This window comes from Bacteroidales bacterium (genome assembly GCA_013314715.1).
In the GTDB taxonomy this organism is placed as follows: domain Bacteria; phylum Bacteroidota; class Bacteroidia; order Bacteroidales; family GWA2-32-17; genus Ch61.
Window position 1 is genome coordinate 90,484 of sequence record JABUFC010000001.1, and the last position, 20,199, is coordinate 110,682.

Genomic DNA, 20,199 nt, shown 5'->3' on the forward strand with positions numbered 1-20,199 from the left:
ATGAAATTTGAATTGTTGAAAAAAGATACAAAAACAAATGCAAGAGCAGGAATTTTAGAAACTTCGCATGGCATAATAGAAACACCTATTTTTATGCCGGTAGGTACGGTAGGTAGTGTAAAAGGAGTTTTGCATCAAACATTAGAACAAGATATACAAGCAAAAATTATTTTAGCCAATACTTATCATGTTTTTTTACGACCTGGCACAGAGATTCTAAAGCAGGCCGGAGGTATTCATAAATTTATGTCGTGGAATAAGCCAGTTTTAACTGATAGCGGAGGTTATCAGGTTTTTTCGTTAGCCGAACGACGTAAAATAAAACCTGAAGGTGTCTATTTTCAATCGCATATCGATGGGTCGAAACATTTGTTTACTCCCGAGAATGTAGTAGATACTCAACGTATTATAGGTAGCGATATAATGATGGCATTAGACGAATGCACACCTTATCCGTGTACCTATGAATATGCAAAAAAAAGTATGGAGATTACGCATCAATGGCTAAAAAGAGGATGGAAGCATTTTACCGATACAGAACCCTTATATGGTAATGAGCAAGCTTATTTCCCAATTATTCAAGGAAGTGTTTTTAGCGATTTGCGAAAACAAAGTACCGAAGAAGTATTGCAATACGATAGTTTGGGTGTGGCTATTGGAGGTTTATCGGTAGGCGAACCCACCGAAATGATGTACGAAATGATAGAACACATTATACCAATAATTCCCGAAACAAAACCACGCTACTTAATGGGAGTCGGCACCCCTGCCAATATAATTGAGGGAATTTCGAGAGGAATAGATATGTTCGATTGTGTAATGCCCACCCGCAATGGACGCAATGGAATGTTATTTACTTCGGAGGGAATCATTAATATTAAAAATAAAAAATGGGAAAAAGATTTTTCGCCCATTGATACCCATTCAGAACTGAATATAGATATTCGATATTCAAAAGCTTATCTACGACATTTGTTTGTTAGCGACGAAATGTTAGGACCCATTATTGCAAGTATTCACAATTTAAATTTTTACCTTTGGCTCGTAAAACAAGCTCGAAAAAATATTATGGAGCAAACTTTTTATAGTTGGAAAACACAAATTTTACCTAAAATTAGCAGACGTTTATAACAATATGATAAAATTAACAACACGGCTCGACCGCTATATAATTAGAAAGTTTTTAGGAACGTTTATTTATGCCATTATTATTATTATTTCTATTTCAATAGTATTCGATTTCTCCGAACATTTAGACGATTTTCTCGATAAACATGCCCCTTTTAAGGCTATTATGTTCGATTATTATTTAAATTTTATTCCATATTTTGTAAATTTATTTACACCTTTGTTTGTTTTTATTGCAGTTATTTTCTTTACTTCAAAACTTGCACAACAATCTGAAATTATTGCTATGCTTAGCAGTGGGATAAGTTTTAGAAGATTGATGTACCCTTATTTTTTATCTGCATTAATTATAGCACTTTTTACTCTAATTTCAGCTAATTTATGGATTCCATATGCCACTAAAAACAAATTAGATTTCGAAGAACGATACATTCGTAATCCTTATCATAACAATGAAATTAATATTCATCGTCAAATAGAACCGGGTGTTTTTATTTATTTAGAGAATTATGCTGTTGAAAATGATATTGCATATCGCTTTTCAATGGAACGTTTTGAAAATAAAAGTTTAGTTTCAAAAATATTTACCGATTATGCTCAATGGGATACAATAAAGCATAAATGGAGATTGTTTAATTGTTACGAACGTAAATATTTAGCCAACAAAGAAATGGTATACCATCATGCCACCATTGATACATCCATTAATTTAAAACCAGAGGAATTTAAACGTCGTGTTGAGTCTGTTGAAGCCATGAATTATTTTCGACTTAAAGAATTTATTGCACAAAAACGTTTAGAAGGCGATGAACGTATTGTAGAATATGAGGTAGCTCAATTAAAGCGTTTTATTAACCCATTGAGTATTTTTGTTTTAACATTGATTGCTGTTTCCGTGTCTTCTAGAAAAGTAAGAGGAGGTATTGGTATGCACCTTGGATTAGGTTTAGCACTTAGTTTTACATATATTTTATTTATGCAGGTTTCTACCTATATGGCTATAGGCGGCTCATTTCCTGCATGGTTAGGTGTTAGCTTACCTACTATTATATTCACATTTGTGGCAATTTTTTTATATTCAAAAGTTCGTAAATAATGAATGTTTGTGAAATAACCTTTCTTGTAAAGCTTAAATTAAGTATAGCTATAAATAATATTAATATTAAAATTGAATATCTTTGCAAAAAAAATGGCTGTTGTTGAACTTAGTTATGAAAATATTTTTACTAATACTATTTTTTCCCTTTTTTAAGAATTAAATAAAAATACATATGAAAATTTCATACAATTGGCTTAAAAATTATATTCATTGTGATTTATCACCTCAGCAAATATCAGACATTTTAACTTCTATTGGACTTGAAGTAGAAGCAATTGAAAAATATGAAAATATCCGTGGTGCACTTCAAGGAATTGTAGTTGGTCATGTACTCGAATGCGAGAAACATCCAAATGCCGATAAGTTGTCAGTAACAAAAGTTGATGTTGGTAATGGAGTCCATTTAAACATTGTTTGTGGGGCTCCAAATGTGGCAAAAGGTCAAAAGGTGCCTGTCGCTTTGGTTGGAACTACATTATATAAGGGGAACGAATCATTTACCATAAAAGAAGCTATGCTTCGTGGTGTAAAATCTGAGGGTATGATATGCGCCGAAGACGAAATTGGATTAGGCGATTCGCATGCTGGAATTCTGGTATTACCAGACGAATTAACACCGGGAACACCCTTAAATACTATTTTTAACGTATATACCGATGTAATATTTGAAATAGGTTTAACCCCAAATAGAATTGATGCTGCTTCGCACTATGGAGTAGCACGCGATTTAGCGGCATACTTACAACACCATTCGCCTGTAGTACTCGAAAAACCAGATGTTTCTGATTTTAAGGTAGATAGTAACGATCTGCCTATCGAAGTGATAATCGAAAACATAGAAGCTTGTCCTCGATATAGTGGAGTTGTAATAAATAATATTGAAGTTAAACCATCGCCCGAATGGTTGCAAAATGCGTTAAAAGCTATTGGACTTAGACCTATTAATAATATTGTAGATATTACCAATTATGTTCTCCACGAATTAGGTCATCCTTTGCATGCATTCGATTATGAAAAAATAAAAGGTCATAAAGTAATGGTTAAGACCTATGCGGAAGGCACTCCTTTTATTACATTAGATGGCGTAGAACGTAAGTTGTCGGCAGATGATTTAATGATTTGTAATGTTGAAGAGCCTATGTGTATTGCGGGTGTATTTGGTGGACTGTATAGCGGAGTTAGCAATAATACAACGTCAGTATTTATTGAAAGTGCATATTTTAATCCTGTTTATGTTCGTAAAACAGCTCGTCGTCATGGTTTATCTACCGATAGTTCGTTTAGGTTTGAACGAGGGGCCGATCCTAATATAACTGTTTATGCCTTAAAACGTGCAGTTCAACTTATAAAGCAAGTTGCCGGTGGCTATGTTGCTTCCGAAATTCAAGATGTTTACCCAAAAAAAATTGCCGATGCTACAATTGAGCTAGAATATGCTTTTGTAGATGATATTATTGGAAAACAATTGCCCAAAGAAACGATTAAAGAAATTATTCGTTCGCTTGAAATAAAAATTGTTGCTGAAAAAGAAAAAAGCCTTTTACTAGATATTCCTACATATCGTGTAGATGTTACTCGTCCAATAGATGTTGTAGAAGATATTCTTAGAATTTATGGTTTTAACGAAGTAGAAATTTCTGATAAATTAAATTCTAACTTAAATTATTCTAATCCAATTTGGAGCGAAAAGTGGTATAATGCCATTGCTGATTTACTTGTTCATAATGGTTTTTATGAAATAATGACTAATTCGCTTACAAAGATATCCTACTACAAGAATAATCCAACTTATAAGCTCGAACAATGCGTACAATTATTGAACCCATTAAGTCAGGATTTGGGAGTTATGCGTCAAACCCTTTTGTATTCAGGGTTAGAATCGGTATCTTACAATTTAAATAGACAAATGACCGATATTCGTATGTTTGAATTCGGTAAATGTTATTTTTTGCCCGAAAAATCAAAAGATACCGAAGTTTCTAATTATATTGAAGAACTAAAAATGGCTTTATTTATAACGGGTTTTAAAGAACCACAAGCATGGAATGTTAAACAAGAAGAAACAACATTCTTTTATCTAAAACGTTGGATAGAAAGCATTCTAAAACGAATGAATATAACAGTTACACATCAAAATACAATACAGTCTGAAATATATACATATGGTCTAAATTATTTTAATAACAATAATTTATTAGTAAGTTTTGGAAAATTGCATATCTCTGTTTTAAATACTTTTGATATTAAGCAAGATGTGTATTATGCAGAATTTAACTGGGAAACATTACTGACTTTAGCCCATCAAAAAAACATTGTTTTCAGTGATTTGCCAAAATTTCCGGCAGTTCGAAGAGATTTAGCCATGTTGCTTGATAAGTCTGTGTCATATGAAAAATTACGTAATATAGCCTTTCAATCTTGCGGTAACTTATTGAAAGAAGTAAATTTATTCGATGTTTACGAAGGTAAGAATATTGAACAAGGCAAAAAATCGTATGCATTAAGCTTTATATTGCAATCGTCCGAAAAAACATTATCTGACGAAGAAATTCATGCTACTATGAATAAATTAATGAAAGCTTACGAAAAAGAAGTAGGAGCTATTATTCGAATGTAGTAGCCTTTAAAATGGTTCTACGCTCGCTTATGTTTATAAGTAAGCTATACGAAAAATCAAAATAACCTCTATCGGGGTCATAATAACTTTCAAATCGTAAGTAGAGGGGGGCTGTTTTTATGATTTGTTGCTTATACTGAAATTTAAATAATACTAGTTGCTTAAAAGCCTCGTTATAGGCCACATATTTTTTTGATAGCGATTGAAATAATGGTTCCCCAACTGGTGAATAATAATATTCGCCATGCCAATAACCCAATGCTATGTCAATAATTTTGTTTTTATATGTTATCCAATTTAAAATTCCAAAGCCATCTTTGTATTGTAGTAGTAAATGATCTGATGCATCATTAAATTGAACATAGTGACTTTCTACGCCAAGTTCTTTCTCTAATTGAGAAGAATAAACATAATTTAAACCAATCGACCAATTGAAAAAGGTTTGCATAGGTAGTCCAAGTTGATCTACCTGTCCACCTTTATGTTTGGCTAAAAAATTGGTCGATGTTTTGAGCTTCGATTTATTTAATCGGATTAAGTTTATTTTTGATGTATTACCTAATAAAAATTCTTCTTTAAAACGATCGTTTGGAAGAATAAATTTTTGCCAATTTATCCATAAATCAATGTGAGACTGATTTGAATTATAAAGAAATTGGATTCCTTTTTCGGGCTCATTAAGATATCGAAAATCGTTAGATAAAATGGGTTCAATAAGATGATGTTGTTCATAACCTATAATATTACCCATTAACAATGTTAATTTCTTATTAAATTGATATTGCAAACGATACCAAATTTGATTAAAATAATTATTGTTTTGTCCATTAAATAGACGCAAATACCAACCTAATGACAAATTGATCTGTGAGTGAAAAGAATAGTGCAAGCGAGGGTTAAAATTAGCACCAATAAATGTAATACCATCGTATAGGTTATTAAAATATTCGTTGTTTCTAAGAAACAAATTACTATTTAAATCAATTGATAATTGTTGTTTAGGGGTATGTTCAAAAAAAATAAATTCACTACTATCTACTCCAAAATTAGATTGGGCAAAACTATAAAATGTAAAACATATAGTGATTAATATTAAAAATAATCGCATAGTTATTTTTTAGCAAAAATAGACTTTATCTTATAAAAATGCTAAAAAAATTAAAATTAAAGCAACATTTTACAATTTTTTTCGTCTAAATAAAAAATTGTTAATAAATTCGCATAAATTTTCAACATATAAACTATGGAAATTCCAAGTAAGTCTATTTTAATTCCTGTAGATTTTACAGATAAAGCTGAATTTGCTTTTCAACATGCTTTAATATTATCAAAGTATATAAAACGCGAAATTGTATTATTGCATATAATAAAAAAAGATCGTGAACGTACAGAGGCTACTGTTCGAATTGAAGATTGGGCAAAAACAATGGAAGCTAAATACGGACAAAAAACAATTCCTATTGTACGTAAAGGCGATATTTTTAAAGGAATTAAAACTACAGCCATTGAAATAAATGCTTTGATTATCATAATGGGGTTGCATAACCCCAAAAGAGCTTTAAAAACAATTATTGGCTCTAATATCCCATTTTATTTGGTTCAAGCCCCTCCCATTAATGATAAAATAAAAGATATAGTAGTTCCTTTTGATTACAATGAAAAAGCTAGAGTTCAATTAAACTGGGTAATATTACTATCCAAATATTTTGAATGCAATATCAATATTATTAAGCCTTATATCGAAAGCAATGCTCGTAACGAAAAAATGAAAAAGAATATGTACTTTATTAAAAAAGTACTGGATGACAAAGAAGTTATTTATGGGGTTCGAACAGCTAAACGTGGAGATAAATTTAATGATGCCATTTACGATTTTGCAAAAGAAATTTCGGCCGATTTAATTTTCATTATGTCATACGATTTCAAGAAGTTTATTCTAAAAGCTACAAAGTTTGGATTAAAGATACCTGTAATGTGTATTAATCCTGCAACTAATACTATGTTGTTGCCAGGAAAATATTAATTGGTTTTTCTTTATAAGTAATTTCTTGCTTCGTATCCGGTATTAAATATCAAATCTAAAATACTAAGTTCAGCAGAAAATGGATAGCGATCGTTGAATGCTTGAAAATATGTCTTGGCTTGGTAGTTGTTTATGTAAGGAAATTTTTTCTTTGAAAACAAATTTCTATAATCGTTTGCGTTTTCGTATGAATGAATATAGTATTCTGTAAACTTTATTTTTTTTTCAATTTTTAATTTTTTTAAACAAGTTTGCATGATGGCATCGTTTAACTGCCATAAGTACTCGTATTTTTGCGAAAGTGGCGAAATGAGATCATCAAAGAAGTATAAGAAAAAAGGAGTTTTGCCATAGGCAGACCTTATAGCTTGAATGTGTTTAGAAACCCATGGGGTAGAGTAGTCGATCCGAATATTTATTAATTTTTTATCGGTAGAATGGACAATAGGAATAGATAGAATTTGTATTCCATTAGCAGTTAATATATGACAGCGATTGCGAATCGTTTGTCGTTGGTAATTTTCTTGTAATTCAATGAGCACTTCTGAGGCTTCTTTGATACATGAAAAATAAGAAGTTGGGGCGTAGTAACCACTAATTAAAACACACGGTTTCATGGTTTGTATGCAATATAAATAGCTTCGTTGGGGTCTAAACGGTAATAATTAATTTCTTGATCCGAAAATTTTTTAACAAACCAATTTTCATCTACACTAAAGCCAACACTTCGAAGTCTTTGGGCATAGTCTAACCCATAAACTCTAACGTGATCGTACTGACCAAATATTTTTTCGCGTGTTGCCCTATCGGTTATGGTTTCGTCTTCGAATGTATTATTTCTATTACGATCGATGGGAACTTGTAAAATAGCAATGCCACCTGATTTTAATACTCTGTAAATTTCTTTCATTGCTTTTATATCGTCGTCAATATGTTCTAAAACATGGTTACACATGAGCACATCAAAGCTATTATCGTTGAACGGCATATGGCGTATATCCATTTTAACGTCTGCAATCGGCGACTCTAAGTCGGCAGTGGTATAATTAAGATTTTTTAATTTTTTAAAACGATTTATAAAGGGTTGTTCGGGTGCAATATGCAACATACTAAGATTTTTTGTAAATAGTTGAGTATTTTGTTGCAAATATAACCACAATAAGCGATGACGTTCTAAACTTAAACAGTAAGGACAAAGCCGGTTATCAGCTCCTTTGTTACCATAGGGCAAAAATTTTCTGAATCTTTTTCCGCAAATTGTACATTGATGACGATTACCAATATAAAAAGGACGTACAATGATACTAAATAATTTACTGAGTTTAATAAGATAAGGGCGTGGTATGTGTTTAACAACAAATTTTATTAATTTCTTCATGTTTATTCAATTTTTTTTAAACTTCTATTTGATTCGCTATCTAAATTAAAAAGAATAATAGTTGCTTTGCCTATGATATGAGTTTCGGGTAGAAAACCCCAATAACGACTGTCTTTAGGAAGGTCGCGATTATCGTCTAAAACAAAATAATAGTTATATTTAAACTGATATTGTTTAGTAATTATTCCATTTATAATAAAGTTGGTGTCATTTTCAATACTAAAACTGTTTTGTTCGTACTTTTCAATAATGTCCTTGTAAAAATATATATTTTTAGCATCTAATTTTACAATTTTCCCCTTTTGGGGAATAATAAGAGTTCCAAAATAATCTAAGCTCCATGAGAAATTTGGGCTATAGGGGAATATTTTTGTAAATTTAGGCATGTTTAATATTTTTAATAACTGAACTTTTTTAACATTGCTATCTTTAGCGATAGAATCGGCAGTTACATTAGAAATGTAAACATCATATATATTTGGTTTAGCAATATAATAATATTCTTTAATTCTATACCTATTGAAAAATGTTGAGTCTAAAGGTTCGTTAGAGCTTATTCGATAACGATATTTGAAAGTTGGTTTATCAGGAAATAAACTATTATTAACAAAAATTTTTTTGTCGTGTATATTAATAGTATCGCCAGGCAAACCAATACATCGTTTTAGTAAAACCGTTTTTTTGTCAATGGGTGGGTCATTTTCTATTGGATAATTGAATGCAATAATATCATTACGTTGAATGTTTTTAATATTAATACGAAGATAAGGTAATTCAATCCAATTTAAATATGAAGGGGTTGTAGTAAAAGGAAATTGATTGCCAAAAAATGGAAGGCTTATAAGCGTAATAGGCATTCGTGGCCCTGGACAGAGTTTGTTAATAATAACAACATCGCCTTTAAAAAGTGTATTTTCCATTTTTTGATCGCGAACAATAGTAAGTTCTATTAAAAAAGTTTTAGTAAGCCATACTATTAAAACCGCAATCAAAAAGGCTTTTACCCAGCTATTTGATAAAATTTTTTTAAACTTGTTTTTTTTTACCATGATTTACTAACCATTCTAAACATGCGATTCCATCGAATATTTCTTGGAAACGATTTGTCCTTATCTAAGGAAAGCCAAATGAATACGGGTTTACCAACAATATGATCTTCGGGAACAAACCCCCAAAAACGACTATCTTGAGAATTATGTCTGTTGTCGCCCATCATAAAGTAGTAATCCATTTTAAAGGTATAAGTATGAGTCTCTTTGCCGTTGATGTAAATTTTTCCGTCTTTTACTTCTAGCTTATTTTTTTCATACACTTCAATTGCTCTTCTGTAAACAGGTAAGTTTTTTAGGTTTATTTCCATAGTTTGTCCTTTAGCTGGGACATATATAGGTCCAAAATTATCGCGGTTGTAGCTAATGGTGCTATCTTGTGGAAAAACATCTTCACGCTCGGTAATTTCAGCAATTTTAACCGATAGCACATTGGGATAAGCACGAATAGTTTGAGCTTTTTCTTCGGTTAGGGGAATGTAGTAATGAATAGTTGATGTTTTTGTAAGAGAATCGTATATAGGGTATTGGTTCATTAAACCAAATTGAATATCTTCTTGAGAAATGCCTAAACGTTCTAAGTTTCTTGTATTTAGTGGAATGCCATTCGTAACGATTTCATAATTGTATTGCATGTTTTTAAAATGTTCTTGCTTTTTATCGTTAATGTATACTTGTGTATGCCTAATTTCAATTTTATCGCCTGGAATAGCAACACAACGTTTAATGTAATTTTCTTTTTTATCGACAGGTCGATAAATAATATCGCCGAAATTGAGTTTATCGTTCCAAACCCTATTTCTTCCATAACGGCGGCAAAGATCGTAATAACTTTCGGCTTGGCGTTTTAGTGCAACGGTATCGCCTTCGGGAAAGTTAAAAACAACCATATCGTTGCGTTCTACTTTTCCGAAACCAGCAAGGCGTTTATATGGCCATTGAACCCATTCTACAAAAGATTTTGCAGTTTCGCTAAACGGCATAGTATGATGTACAAAAGGAAAAGAAAGTGGGGTGTTAGGAATTCTTGGTCCATAGCTAACTTTGCTCACAAAAAGATAATCGCCGACCAATAATGTTTTTTCCATTGATGATGTTGGAATAGTAAAGGCTTCGATAAAAAATGTTCTAATAAGTGTAGCTGCTACTACTGCAAATATGATTGCATCAATCCATTCTACAAGTTTTGATGGTTTTTTACCACGTTTTTTCCAAAAGGTCCAATTAACTTTTTTAGAGATGTATATATCATAAAAAATAGGTAACCCTAATAATAACCAGTAATTTCCAATCCATATTACCCATAAAATAAAAATGGTGGTTGCAAAACCAAAACGAACCCATTTGTTTTTTAAAAATGCTTTTAATTTCTTCATATATTATTTTATTAAATTGTTCATAGTATAAATTCCTGCTGGTTGATTTATTAAATATTCTGCTGCCTTTATGGCTCCCAAAGCAAAACCGGTTCTGTTTTTAGCATTGTGAGTAAGGGTTATGCTGTCAACGTCGCTTTCAAATGTTAGTTTATGTTCTCCTATTACAGAATCTTTTCGGTATGAATAAATAGGTAAAGTATGAGACAAAGAATGGTTTTGTACATCTTGGTTTAAATAATTTTCAATTTTATTAAATTGTTTCATTTGGTTCATGACTATATTTGATAGTGTGAGTGCTGTGCCACTTGGACTATCTTTTTTTTGAGTATGATGCGTTTCTTCTATGTAAATATGATATTGTCCAATAAATTGATTCATGAGCTTTGTTGAATATTCGATTATTTTCATATAAAGATTGACCCCGATGCTAAAATTGGAGGCATAAAATAAGGTGCCATTATATTTTTTTTGCCATTGTTTTATAGTTGGCATATGTTCATACCAGCCTGTAGTACCACAAACAATAGGAATATTTTGTTCAAAACATATTTTTATGTTATCGATAGCCGAAGTTGGTTGTGTAAATTCTATAGCTACGTCAGTATGTATTTTTTTTAATTGAAATATATCTTGATGATTTTGAATGTCTATAATTTTGGTTACTTCTATTTGATTAGAATTTGCAAGGCGTTCAATTTCCTTGCCCATTTTTCCATATCCAATAATAGCGATTTTCATTTTTGTTGTAAAAATATAAAAAAGGGAAGCATATCGGCTTCCCTTTATAAAATTTTGATAAAAAAAATTACTTTTTAACAGTTTTTACAATTTCTGCAAAAGCACTAGGATTATTCATAGCTAAATCTGCTAATGCTTTTCGATTGAGTTCGATACCATGTTTATGAATGGCACCCATAAATTCGGAATACGACATTCCGTGTTCGCGAGCAGCTGCATTAATACGTTGAATCCACAATGCTCTAAATTCAATTTTCTTTTTGCGACGATCGCGATAAGCATAAGTTTGACCTTTTTCCCATGAGTTTTTTGCAACAGTCCAAACATTTTTGCGTGACAAAAAACTTCCTTTGGTTCTTTTTAAAATTTTCTTTCTTCTAGCTCTTGAAGCTACTGAATTTACTGAACGTGGCATAACACATTTTTTTTGTGAATGTTTAGCGTTAGTTATTACACTAATCTTTCGGGCTAAAACATTCGGTTAAACATTAAATTACTTATTTCATGCCTAATAAAAGCTTTGTACTTTCTAATCTTGCAGGTTCTACATCTGCAAAGTAACCAAGATTTCTTTTTCTTTTTTTCGATTTCTTGGTAAGAATGTGGCTTTTATAAGCATGTTTTCTTCTGATTTTACCGGTACCCGATATTTTAAATCTTTTTTTTGCACCGGAATTGGTTTTTACTTTTGGCATTGCCTTTTCCTCTTTATTTGGTTTGACATTAAGTTAATTTTTCTTTTTTGGTAAGGGGCTTATCATTAAAATCATTCGTTTACCTTCAAGTTTAGGTTCTTGTTCGAGTTTACCATATTCTTCTAAGTCTTTAACAAACCGGTCAAGTATTTCTTTACCTTGGTCTGCATAAAGAATAGAACGTCCCTTAAAAAAAACGAATGCTTTTACTTTATTCCCTTCTTGTAAAAAATTAATAGCATGTTTGAGCTTAAAGTTATAATCGTGGTCGTCGGTGTTAGGTCCAAAACGAATTTCTTTAACTACAACTTTGGCTGTTTTGGCTTTAATTTCTTTTTGTTTCTTTTTTTGTTGATATAAAAATTTTTGAAAATCAAGTATCTTACAAACAGGAGGTTGGGCATTGGGCGATATTTCAATTAAATCAAGTTCCATTTCTTGAGCAAGCTTAAGTGCTTCTTGAATTGATACGATACCAGGGTTAGGAATGTTGTCGCCAACTAAGCGAACCATCTTGGCTTTTATTTGCTCGTTAATTGAATACTGATATTCTAATTCATCTTTTTTGTTATGCATGTGTTGTCTATTTTGCATTTAAAAATTAAACCTCCTTTTTATTCATTTATTTCTTTTAATGTTTCGTTGATTTCTGATTGAATAAAATGGGCAAAATCTGCAACAGTCATGGAGCCTTTGTCGCCTTCGCCTTGTTTTCGAACAGAAATAGTTTCTGTTTCTTCTTCTTTTTCTCCAACTATTAGCATAAATGGAATACGCTTTAATTCATTGTCGCGTATCTTTTTGCCTATTTTTTCGTTTCTATCGTCAACGAGGGTGCGAATATCGTAATTATTTAGCAAATTTTCAACTTTTTTTGCATAATTGTTGAATTTTTCGCTTATAGGTAGTATTACAGCTTGTTCTGGAGTGAGCCATAATGGAAATTTTCCTGCAGTATGTTCAATTAAAACTGCTACAAATCGTTCCATAGAACCAAATGGGGCTCGATGTATCATAATAGGGCGGTGTTTTTGATTATCTTCACCGGTGTATTCTAAATCGAAACGTTCGGGTAGATTGTAGTCTACTTGAATGGTACCAAGTTGCCATTTTCTTCCGATAGCATCTTTAACCATGAAGTCAAGCTTAGGACCATAGAAAGCTGCTTCGCCTATCTCAACCGTAGTTTCTAAACCGCGTTCTTTTGCTGCTTCTATAATAGCTTGTTCGGCTTTGTGCCAATTTTCGTCAGAACCAATATATTTTTCTTTGTTATTAGGGTCCCTCAGTGATATTTGAGCAGTAAATTTATCGAAGTTTAATGTTTTAAAAATGTATAAAACAATATCGATAACTTTAACGAATTCGTCTTTTAATTGGTCAGGGCGACAGAAAATATGAGCATCATCTTGTGTAAATCCTCTAACGCGAGTAAGACCATGTAGTTCGCCACTTTGTTCGTAACGATACACCGTTCCAAATTCGGCTAAGCGAAGAGGTAAGTCTTTGTATGAGCGTGGTTTGTTTTTGTATATCTCGCAATGATGAGGGCAATTCATTGGTTTTAAAAGAAATTCTTCGCCTTCTTGTGGTGTATGTATGGGTTGGAAAGAATCTTTGCCATATTTTGCATAATGACCACTGGTAACATAAAGTTCTTTTTGTCCAATGTGAGGAGTAATTACTTGTTGATATCCGTATTTTTTTTGAATTTTCTTTAAAAATTGTTCTAGTCGTTCGCGTAGAGCAGCACCTTTAGGAAGCCAAATAGGCAAACCACTACCAACTGATTGCGAAAACATAAATAGTTCGAGCTCTTTACCAATTTTTCGATGGTCGCGTTTTTTAGCTTCTTCGAGCATAGCTATATATTCGTCGAGCATTTTTTGTTTTGGAAAACTAATTCCATAAATACGGGTGAGTTGTTTGCGTTTCTCGTCGCCACGCCAATATGCACCAGCTAAGCTCATTATCTTTATGGCTTTAATGTATCCGGTGTTAGGTAAGTGTGGTCCACGACAAAGGTCTGTAAAATTACCTTGTTGGTATATGCTTATGGTACCATCTTCGAGTTCTGAAATAAGTTCAGTTTTTAAGTAATCGTTTTTTTTGTTAAAAAAGTCGAGTGCTTCTTGTTTTGAAATATTTTTACGTACAATATTTTCTTTGTGTTGAGCCAATTCTTTCATCTTGGCTTCTATTTTTGGTAAATCGGCATCGGTAATAACTACACCTTCGGGAAATTCGACATCGTAATAAAAACCTTGTTCAATGGCAGGTCCAATACCAAATTTGGTGTTGGGATATAGTTGTTCTATTGCTTCGGCCATAAGGTGAGCTGAGCTATGCCAAAAGGCATGTTTGCCTTCTTCGTCGTTCCATGTGTGAATTTTTATTGTAGCATCGGTTTCAATAGGGCGAGTTAAGTCCCATAATTCATTATTAACAGTAATCGCCAATGCATCTTCAGCTAAACTACGGCTAAGTGATTTAGCAATATCGAGCCCTGTAACTCCTTTGTCAAACTCCAAAACCCTTTGGTCGGGTAGTGTTATTTTTATCATAATTAAAAAATTTGGAGTGCAAAGGTACAAAATAATTTAATATTATGTATAAATACCATATTTACATTAAGGTGAATTCTTTAAAAGGGGTTGTTTATAACGAAAAACGGCCATCAAAATGACAGCCGTTTTTAATCAAGAAACCATGAAACGAAATTTAAAGAACGTTTTATTTATATTCTTCAAGAATTTCTTTAACTTGTTCGGGTGCAACCCGTCCGTATGTTTTTTCGCCAATCATAACGACTGGAGCAAGTCCACAAGCACCGACACAACGTAAGCAGTTGAGCGAAAATTTACCATCGGCAGTACTTTCTCCAACTTTAATATTCAATTGTTTTTTGAATTCGTCAAGTACTTTTTCAGCACCGCGAACATAACATGCTGTTCCAAGGCAAATGGAAATGGGGTGCTCACCTTTGGGAGTCATGGTAAAAAAGGAGTAGAATGTAACAATACCATAAATTTTTGCTACTGATATTTTTAGTTCTTTGGCAATTATTTCTTGAACTTCGGCTGGTAGATAGCCAAATTCTCCTTGAACATTATGTAAGATATTGATAAGTTCGCCTTCATCGTTGTTGAACTTTTTGCAGATTTCTTGAATCTTTTTTATTTTCGATTCTGATATTTTAATGCTTACCATAGTTGTAAATTTTATTCTTCGTTTATAATGATTTCGTTCGCTTTTGAAAAATAATGAGTGTGTAAAAGATGATGTGATTTTTCGCTTAAAGGTTTACCCAGAAATTTTTCATAAAGTTCTATGATGGCTGGGTTTTCGTGTGATTTGCGAATTGGTTTATTAGCATCTTCTTGATAAATAGCTTTTGCACGTTTTTGTATCACATCCATTTTACCATGATGATAAGGTTGACCACCGCCGCCAATACATCCACCGGGACAAGCCATTACTTCGATAGCGTGCAATTGTATGCTACCGTTGCGAACTTGGTCGAGTAGTTTACGAGCATTTCCTAATCCATGAGCAATGCCTATTTTTAATGTAAGTCCATTAAAATCAACATCGGCAATGCGAAGGTTTTCTAAGCCTCTCAACTGTGAGAATTCTATTTTGTCGAGTTTTTTTCCGGTATGTAGTTCGTAAGCTGTGCGGCAGGCTGCTTCGATAACGCCACCCGTATTACCAAAAATAACACCGGCACCGGTTGATTCACCTAAGGGTAAATCAAATTCTTCGTCAGGCAATTCGAGGAAATTAATGTTCGATTGTTTGATAAGAGCTGCCAACTCTCGAGTTGATAGAGCATAATCAACATCGGGATTCCCATTAACTTTGAATTCATCGCGTTGACATTCATATTTTTTAGCTAAACAAGGCATAATTGAAACAACGACCATTTTTTCTCTATCAATACCAAGTTTTTGAGCGAAGTATGATTTAGCAATGGCCCCAAACATTTGTTGTGGTGACTTTGCCGATGATGGAACATCTAACAAATCGGGATAATATTCTTCGAAGAAATTGACCCATGCTGGACAGCAAGAAGTAAGGATAGGGAGTCGAACCGATTTATCGCCATTTAAGTAACGTGTTAGGCGATCGAGCAATTCAGCTCCTTCTTCCATAATGGTAAGGTCGGCAGCAAAATCGGTATCGAAAACATAATCAAATCCTAAACGCTTCAATGCAGCTACAAGTTTACCGGTAACGAGTGTGCCAGGTTCGAGTCCAAATTCTTCGCCGAGGGCAGCTCGAACTGCTGGTGCTGTTTGAACAACGACCACTTTTTCGGGATTAGCCAAAGCTCTGATAACTTTATTGGTATCGTCAACTTCTGTTAATGCACCGGTTGGGCAGACTGCAACGCATTGACCGCAATAAGTACATGTGCTTTTTACTAAATCTTGCTCAAATGCGGGTGCTACTACTGCCATAAATCCTCTGTTTACTGCACTAAGAGCTCCTACCGTTTGCACTGTATTGCACATTGTTTCGCATCGACGGCACATGATACATTTATCTACATCGCGAATAATGGAGGGTGAAGTGTCTTTGCGATATGTAGATTGTTCGCCTTTATAGTGTATTTCGCGAATTCCAAGGTCTTGAGCCATTTTTTGTAAATCGCATTTGCCATTTTTTGCACAAACGAGACAATCGAATGGGTGATCAGATAAAATAAGTTCCATTACAGTTTTTCGTGCATTTAATACACGAATGTTGCTTGTTTGAATTTCCATTCCATCGTTGCACTCGGTAGCACAAGCAGGTGCTAAGTTTTTTCTTCCTTTAACTTCAACAACACAAATACGACAACCACCGGGTTTGTTTTCGATATTAAAATCGTCCAACTTCATGTAGCATAAAGTAGGAATATTGATATTGGCTTTTTTAGCTGCTTCAAGAATAGTAAGTCCTTTTTCAACAGCTATTTCTTTACCATCTATTTTAACTTTAATCTGTTCCATATTTTTTGTTCTTAATTATTTAACATAAACAGCATTGAATTTGCATTTTTCGAGGCATGCTCCACATTTGATACAAATATCTTGGTTGATTTCATGAATTTGCTTGCGTTCGCCTTTAATGGCATTAACAGGGCAATTGCGAGCACATGCTGTACAGCCAACACAGTTATCGGGATTGATATAATAATGAACCATGCTTTTACATTGTCCAGCTCTGCATTTATGAACAGTTACATGTTCTAAATATTCGTCATTGAAGTTGTCTAAAGTAGATAATACGGGGTTAGGTGATGTTTGTCCTAAGCCACACAATGAGGTGTCTTTAATCACGTTGCTTAAGTTTCTCAATAGTTCTAAATCTTCTAAGGTACCTTCGCCTTTAACTATTTTATCTAATAATTCTGAGAGTCGTTTATTTCCAATTCTACAGGGAGAACATTTACCGCAGCTTTCTTCGACTGTAAAATCGAGATAAAATTTAGCTACCGAAACCATGCAATCGTCTTCGTCCATTACAATCATACCACCCGAACCCATCATGGAACCGGCTTCTAAAAGTGTATCGTATTCAATAGGAGTATCTAAATGTTTTTCTGTTAAACAACCTCCTGAAGGTCCACCAGTTTGAACTGCTTTGAATTTTTTGCCATTTTTAATACCTCCACCGATTTCAAAAATTACTTCGCGTAAGGTAACTCCCATAGGGACTTCTATAAGTCCTACATTATTAATTTTACCTGCTAATGCAAAAACTTTTGTGCCTTTACTTTTTTCAGTTCCGATGGATGCGAACCATTCAGCGCCTTTGTTTATTATTACAGGAATATTAGCAAACGTTTCAACATTATTTACGTTGGTAGGCATTCCTTTATATCCGGCAACTGAAGGGAATGGGGGCTTAAATGTGGGTTCGCCTCTAAGACCTTCCATAGAGTGGATTAAAGCGGTTTCTTCGCCACAAACAAAAGCACCCGCACCATAGCGAAGTTCAATATCAAAATTAAAGTTGGTTCCAAAAATATTTTCGCCTAAAAATCCATATTCGCGTGCTTGATTAATAGCTATTTTTAATCTTTCAATTGCAAGTGGATATTCGGCTCTTATATATACAAGCCCCTTGGAAGCACCAATCGCATAGCCTGCTATTGCCATAGCTTCAATAACCGAATGTGGGTCGCCTTCAAGAATGGAACGGTCCATAAATGCACCGGGGTCGCCTTCGTCAGCATTGCATACTACATATTTTTGTTTTGCTTCTGATTTACGTGTAATTTCCCATTTTAAACCAGTTGGGAAACCTCCACCTCCACGTCCTCGTAAGCCAGATTTTTTAATGATATCAATGGTAGTTTGTGGATCGAGTTCAGTTAGTACTTTGGCTAAAGCCATATAACCATCATGGGCAATATATTCTTCAATATTTTGTGGGTCAATTATGCCACAATTTCTTAATGCTATTCTTAATTGTTTAACTTTATTGTTCATATTTATAATCATTATAAATTGTTTACATTTATATAATTTTTTTCGATGACACCTTCTACTGGTTTATTATTGATAATATAATTTTCGATAATTTCATCTACTTTTTTTTGGTCGACAAATCCGAATATTATTCCATTATCACCATTTTTAATAATTTCGACTGTGGGTTCAGCATAACAATACCCCATACAACCGGTTGATACTATTTGTGCATTAATATTTCTTTTTGCAAGCTCTTTTTCAAAATATTCTTTAATATTCCCTGCACCCGATGCTAAACCACATGTAGCCATTGCAATTCTAACTATGATGGGCTTTTCTTTGTTCAAATTAATTTTATTAGTTTGAATTTTTTTTCTAAGCTCATTAAAATTACTTATGTTGTTTATTCGTTCCATATGATAGTTATTTTTATTTGCAAAGATAATATTGTTTTATTTAGTCAAACAATGACAAATGTTAGTAAAATAACATTGTTAATAAAATAACAGAATTATGCAAATGTATGATAATTAGTTTAATATATATTTGTATTATTAAAATATGTTGTAAAACATGTTTAATTTGTTTGCCATTTTTATTGTTCAATTTTTTGATTTAATTTGTGAAAAAAAATGGAACTATTATTTGAAATAAGAGAAAGGCAAAGTCCACGTTCATTTTTGCCCAAACCTATTCAAAAAGAACATCTTAATTTAATTTTTGAAGCAGCACAATGGGCTCCGAGTGCGTTTAATAGTCAACCTTGGAGGTATTTTGTAGCAGATAAATTTGAGAATGAAGTGTTTTTCAATAAAATATTGGAAACAATGACTGAATTTAATCAAAAGTGGGCAAGTTTGGCACCGGTTTTAGTTGCTGTTACATGTCAAAAATACTATGAGCATAATCAGCAATTAAATTTAACTGCATGGTATGATTGTGGACTTTCGACTCAAAATTTAATTATTCAGGCAATGCATTTAGGTATAAGTGCACATATTATGGGTGGATTTGATAGAGATAAATTGTCGAAAGAGTTAAATTTACCAGAATCGATGGATTGTATTAGTATTATTGCGATCGGTTATCAAGGTAGTTTAGAACTTTTACCACAAGAAATCAGAAATATTGAAACAGATAAGAAAAGAATTCGTAAAAATTTAGATGAAATAATTTTTAATAAACCGCTATAAATATGGAAAAGTTAGTAAAAAAATATACGAATGGTGAAATAACGGTTGTATGGAAACCTCATTTATGCGATCACTCGGCTGTATGTATCAGAGAATTGCCCAAAGTATTTGATACTTTTTCGCGACCATGGATTAAAATGGACGCAGCTTCTTCTGAAGAAATAAAGAAAGTAGTTGACCGATGTCCAACCAAAGCATTAACATGGTTTAAAAATGGTGAAGAAAAAGAAATTAAAAATGAAGTGAGCAACGAAATAGAAAAAACAACTATTACCATTGTAAAAAACGGTCCTATTCGAGTATCTGGTAATTTTTTATTAATAAATGAAGATAATGAGGCTGTTGCTTCAGAAGATAAAATATCGTTATGTAGGTGTGGAAAATCTAATAGAATGCCTTTTTGTGATGGGAGTCATAAATTATAAATAATTTTATA

Annotated in this window: 20 protein-coding genes; 6 read left to right on the forward strand and 14 right to left on the reverse strand. The window is 32.8% G+C overall.

Features of this window, described 5'->3' with window-relative positions; translation table 11 throughout:
• The 3 genes from tgt (at position 1) to HPY79_00325 (ending at position 4,844) form a co-directional block, all read left to right on the forward strand.
• Entirely contained in the window at positions 1–1,131 is a 1,131-nt protein-coding gene (tgt, locus tag HPY79_00315) for a tRNA guanosine(34) transglycosylase Tgt (GenBank protein NSW44263.1), read from the forward strand.
• 4 nt (positions 1,132–1,135) lie between these two features.
• On the forward strand, positions 1,136–2,224 hold the full coding sequence (locus tag HPY79_00320) for a YjgP/YjgQ family permease (protein ID NSW44264.1): 1,089 nt from the start codon (positions 1,136–1,138) through the stop codon (positions 2,222–2,224).
• 175 nt (positions 2,225–2,399) lie between these two features.
• A complete protein-coding gene (locus HPY79_00325; GenBank protein ID NSW44265.1) occupies positions 2,400–4,844 on the forward strand; it encodes a phenylalanine--tRNA ligase subunit beta in 2,445 nt (814 codons plus the stop codon).
• Here the strand turns inward: HPY79_00325 and HPY79_00330 are convergent.
• A complete protein-coding gene (locus HPY79_00330; protein NSW44266.1) occupies positions 4,831–5,952 on the reverse strand; it encodes a hypothetical protein in 1,122 nt (373 codons plus the stop codon). The genes HPY79_00325 and HPY79_00330 overlap by 14 nt on opposite strands.
• A 135-nt stretch (positions 5,953–6,087) precedes the next feature.
• On the opposite strand from HPY79_00330, the gene HPY79_00335 reads away from it, so the two are divergent.
• Positions 6,088–6,867, forward strand: coding sequence for a universal stress protein (locus HPY79_00335; GenBank protein ID NSW44267.1), 780 nt, complete (start codon positions 6,088–6,090; stop codon positions 6,865–6,867).
• 11 nt (positions 6,868–6,878) lie between these two features.
• Here the strand turns inward: HPY79_00335 and HPY79_00340 are convergent, their stop codons facing one another.
• From HPY79_00340 to HPY79_00400, 13 genes are all read right to left on the reverse strand, one after another.
• A complete protein-coding gene (locus tag HPY79_00340) occupies positions 6,879–7,484 on the reverse strand; it encodes a WbqC family protein (protein ID NSW44268.1) in 606 nt (201 codons plus the stop codon).
• Entirely contained in the window at positions 7,481–8,245 is a 765-nt protein-coding gene (locus HPY79_00345; GenBank protein NSW44269.1) for a class I SAM-dependent methyltransferase, read from the reverse strand. The genes HPY79_00340 and HPY79_00345 overlap by 4 nt, the downstream gene beginning before the upstream one ends.
• A 2-nt stretch (positions 8,246–8,247) precedes the next feature.
• Positions 8,248–9,294 carry a signal peptidase I gene (gene lepB, locus HPY79_00350; GenBank protein NSW44270.1) on the reverse strand — a complete coding sequence of 349 codons (1,047 nt, stop codon included), beginning with the start codon at positions 9,292–9,294 and terminating at the stop codon, positions 8,248–8,250.
• Complete coding sequence (gene lepB, locus HPY79_00355; GenBank protein ID NSW44271.1) at positions 9,288–10,670, reverse strand: signal peptidase I; 1,383 nt, start codon at positions 10,668–10,670, stop codon at positions 9,288–9,290. The genes lepB (HPY79_00350) and lepB (HPY79_00355) overlap by 7 nt, the downstream gene beginning before the upstream one ends.
• A gap of 3 nt (positions 10,671–10,673) precedes the next feature.
• A complete protein-coding gene (dapB, locus tag HPY79_00360; protein NSW44272.1) occupies positions 10,674–11,411 on the reverse strand; it encodes a 4-hydroxy-tetrahydrodipicolinate reductase in 738 nt (245 codons plus the stop codon).
• A gap of 67 nt (positions 11,412–11,478) precedes the next feature.
• Positions 11,479–11,826 carry a 50S ribosomal protein L20 gene (gene rplT / locus HPY79_00365; protein NSW44273.1) on the reverse strand — a complete coding sequence of 116 codons (348 nt, stop codon included), beginning with the start codon at positions 11,824–11,826 and terminating at the stop codon, positions 11,479–11,481.
• Between the two features lie 82 nt (positions 11,827–11,908).
• Positions 11,909–12,106 carry a 50S ribosomal protein L35 gene (gene rpmI, locus HPY79_00370; protein NSW44274.1) on the reverse strand — a complete coding sequence of 66 codons (198 nt, stop codon included), beginning with the start codon at positions 12,104–12,106 and terminating at the stop codon, positions 11,909–11,911.
• 33 nt (positions 12,107–12,139) lie between these two features.
• Positions 12,140–12,700: a translation initiation factor IF-3 gene (locus HPY79_00375; GenBank protein ID NSW44275.1), complete on the reverse strand. Its 561-nt coding sequence runs from the start codon at positions 12,698–12,700 to the stop codon at positions 12,140–12,142.
• Positions 12,701–12,720: 20 nt separating this feature from the next.
• The gene (gene thrS, locus HPY79_00380) at positions 12,721–14,670 is read right to left on the reverse strand and encodes a threonine--tRNA ligase (GenBank protein ID NSW44276.1); all 1,950 of its coding nucleotides are present in this window, start codon (positions 14,668–14,670) and stop codon (positions 12,721–12,723) included.
• A 169-nt stretch (positions 14,671–14,839) separates the two neighbouring features.
• The gene (gene nuoE / locus HPY79_00385; protein NSW44277.1) at positions 14,840–15,316 is read right to left on the reverse strand and encodes an NADH-quinone oxidoreductase subunit NuoE; all 477 of its coding nucleotides are present in this window, start codon (positions 15,314–15,316) and stop codon (positions 14,840–14,842) included.
• An 11-nt stretch (positions 15,317–15,327) separates the two neighbouring features.
• Positions 15,328–17,103: an iron hydrogenase small subunit gene (locus HPY79_00390; GenBank protein ID NSW44278.1), complete on the reverse strand. Its 1,776-nt coding sequence runs from the start codon at positions 17,101–17,103 to the stop codon at positions 15,328–15,330.
• A gap of 15 nt (positions 17,104–17,118) precedes the next feature.
• Complete coding sequence (locus HPY79_00395; protein ID NSW44279.1) at positions 17,119–18,600, reverse strand: 4Fe-4S binding protein; 1,482 nt, start codon at positions 18,598–18,600, stop codon at positions 17,119–17,121.
• The gene (locus HPY79_00400) at positions 18,600–18,986 is read right to left on the reverse strand and encodes a (2Fe-2S) ferredoxin domain-containing protein (GenBank protein ID NSW44280.1); all 387 of its coding nucleotides are present in this window, start codon (positions 18,984–18,986) and stop codon (positions 18,600–18,602) included. Before HPY79_00400 ends, HPY79_00395 begins: the two co-directional genes overlap by 1 nt.
• A 216-nt stretch (positions 18,987–19,202) precedes the next feature.
• Here HPY79_00400 and HPY79_00405 point away from each other — a divergent pair, with 216 nt between their 5' ends.
• A complete protein-coding gene (locus tag HPY79_00405) occupies positions 19,203–19,763 on the forward strand; it encodes a nitroreductase family protein (GenBank protein NSW44281.1) in 561 nt (186 codons plus the stop codon).
• 2 nt (positions 19,764–19,765) lie between these two features.
• The gene (locus HPY79_00410) at positions 19,766–20,188 is read left to right on the forward strand and encodes a (4Fe-4S)-binding protein (GenBank protein NSW44282.1); all 423 of its coding nucleotides are present in this window, start codon (positions 19,766–19,768) and stop codon (positions 20,186–20,188) included.
• Positions 20,189–20,199 lie beyond the last annotated feature (11 nt).

Excerpts from the sequence above, each read along its gene's own strand:
- tgt (NSW44263.1), top strand. The coding sequence starts at position 1 with ATGAAATTTGAATTGTTGAAAAAAGATACAAAAACAAATGCAAGAGCA.
- HPY79_00320 (NSW44264.1), top strand. The coding sequence starts at position 1,136 with ATGATAAAATTAACAACACGGCTCGACCGCTATATAATTAGAAAGTTT.
- HPY79_00325 (NSW44265.1), top strand. The coding sequence starts at position 2,400 with ATGAAAATTTCATACAATTGGCTTAAAAATTATATTCATTGTGATTTA.
- HPY79_00330 (NSW44266.1), bottom strand. The coding sequence starts at position 5,952 with ATGCGATTATTTTTAATATTAATCACTATATGTTTTACATTTTATAGT.
- HPY79_00335 (NSW44267.1), top strand. The coding sequence starts at position 6,088 with ATGGAAATTCCAAGTAAGTCTATTTTAATTCCTGTAGATTTTACAGAT.
- HPY79_00340 (NSW44268.1), bottom strand. The coding sequence starts at position 7,484 with ATGAAACCGTGTGTTTTAATTAGTGGTTACTACGCCCCAACTTCTTAT.
- HPY79_00345 (NSW44269.1), bottom strand. The coding sequence starts at position 8,245 with ATGAAGAAATTAATAAAATTTGTTGTTAAACACATACCACGCCCTTAT.
- lepB (NSW44270.1), bottom strand. The coding sequence starts at position 9,294 with ATGGTAAAAAAAAACAAGTTTAAAAAAATTTTATCAAATAGCTGGGTA.
- lepB (NSW44271.1), bottom strand. The coding sequence starts at position 10,670 with ATGAAGAAATTAAAAGCATTTTTAAAAAACAAATGGGTTCGTTTTGGT.
- dapB (NSW44272.1), bottom strand. The coding sequence starts at position 11,411 with ATGAAAATCGCTATTATTGGATATGGAAAAATGGGCAAGGAAATTGAA.
- rplT (NSW44273.1), bottom strand. The coding sequence starts at position 11,826 with ATGCCACGTTCAGTAAATTCAGTAGCTTCAAGAGCTAGAAGAAAGAAA.
- rpmI (NSW44274.1), bottom strand. The coding sequence starts at position 12,106 with ATGCCAAAAGTAAAAACCAATTCCGGTGCAAAAAAAAGATTTAAAATA.
- HPY79_00375 (NSW44275.1), bottom strand. The coding sequence starts at position 12,700 with ATGCAAAATAGACAACACATGCATAACAAAAAAGATGAATTAGAATAT.
- thrS (NSW44276.1), bottom strand. The coding sequence starts at position 14,670 with ATGATAAAAATAACACTACCCGACCAAAGGGTTTTGGAGTTTGACAAA.
- nuoE (NSW44277.1), bottom strand. The coding sequence starts at position 15,316 with ATGGTAAGCATTAAAATATCAGAATCGAAAATAAAAAAGATTCAAGAA.
- HPY79_00390 (NSW44278.1), bottom strand. The coding sequence starts at position 17,103 with ATGGAACAGATTAAAGTTAAAATAGATGGTAAAGAAATAGCTGTTGAA.
- HPY79_00395 (NSW44279.1), bottom strand. The coding sequence starts at position 18,600 with ATGATTATAAATATGAACAATAAAGTTAAACAATTAAGAATAGCATTA.
- HPY79_00400 (NSW44280.1), bottom strand. The coding sequence starts at position 18,986 with ATGGAACGAATAAACAACATAAGTAATTTTAATGAGCTTAGAAAAAAA.
- HPY79_00405 (NSW44281.1), top strand. The coding sequence starts at position 19,203 with ATGGAACTATTATTTGAAATAAGAGAAAGGCAAAGTCCACGTTCATTT.
- HPY79_00410 (NSW44282.1), top strand. The coding sequence starts at position 19,766 with ATGGAAAAGTTAGTAAAAAAATATACGAATGGTGAAATAACGGTTGTA.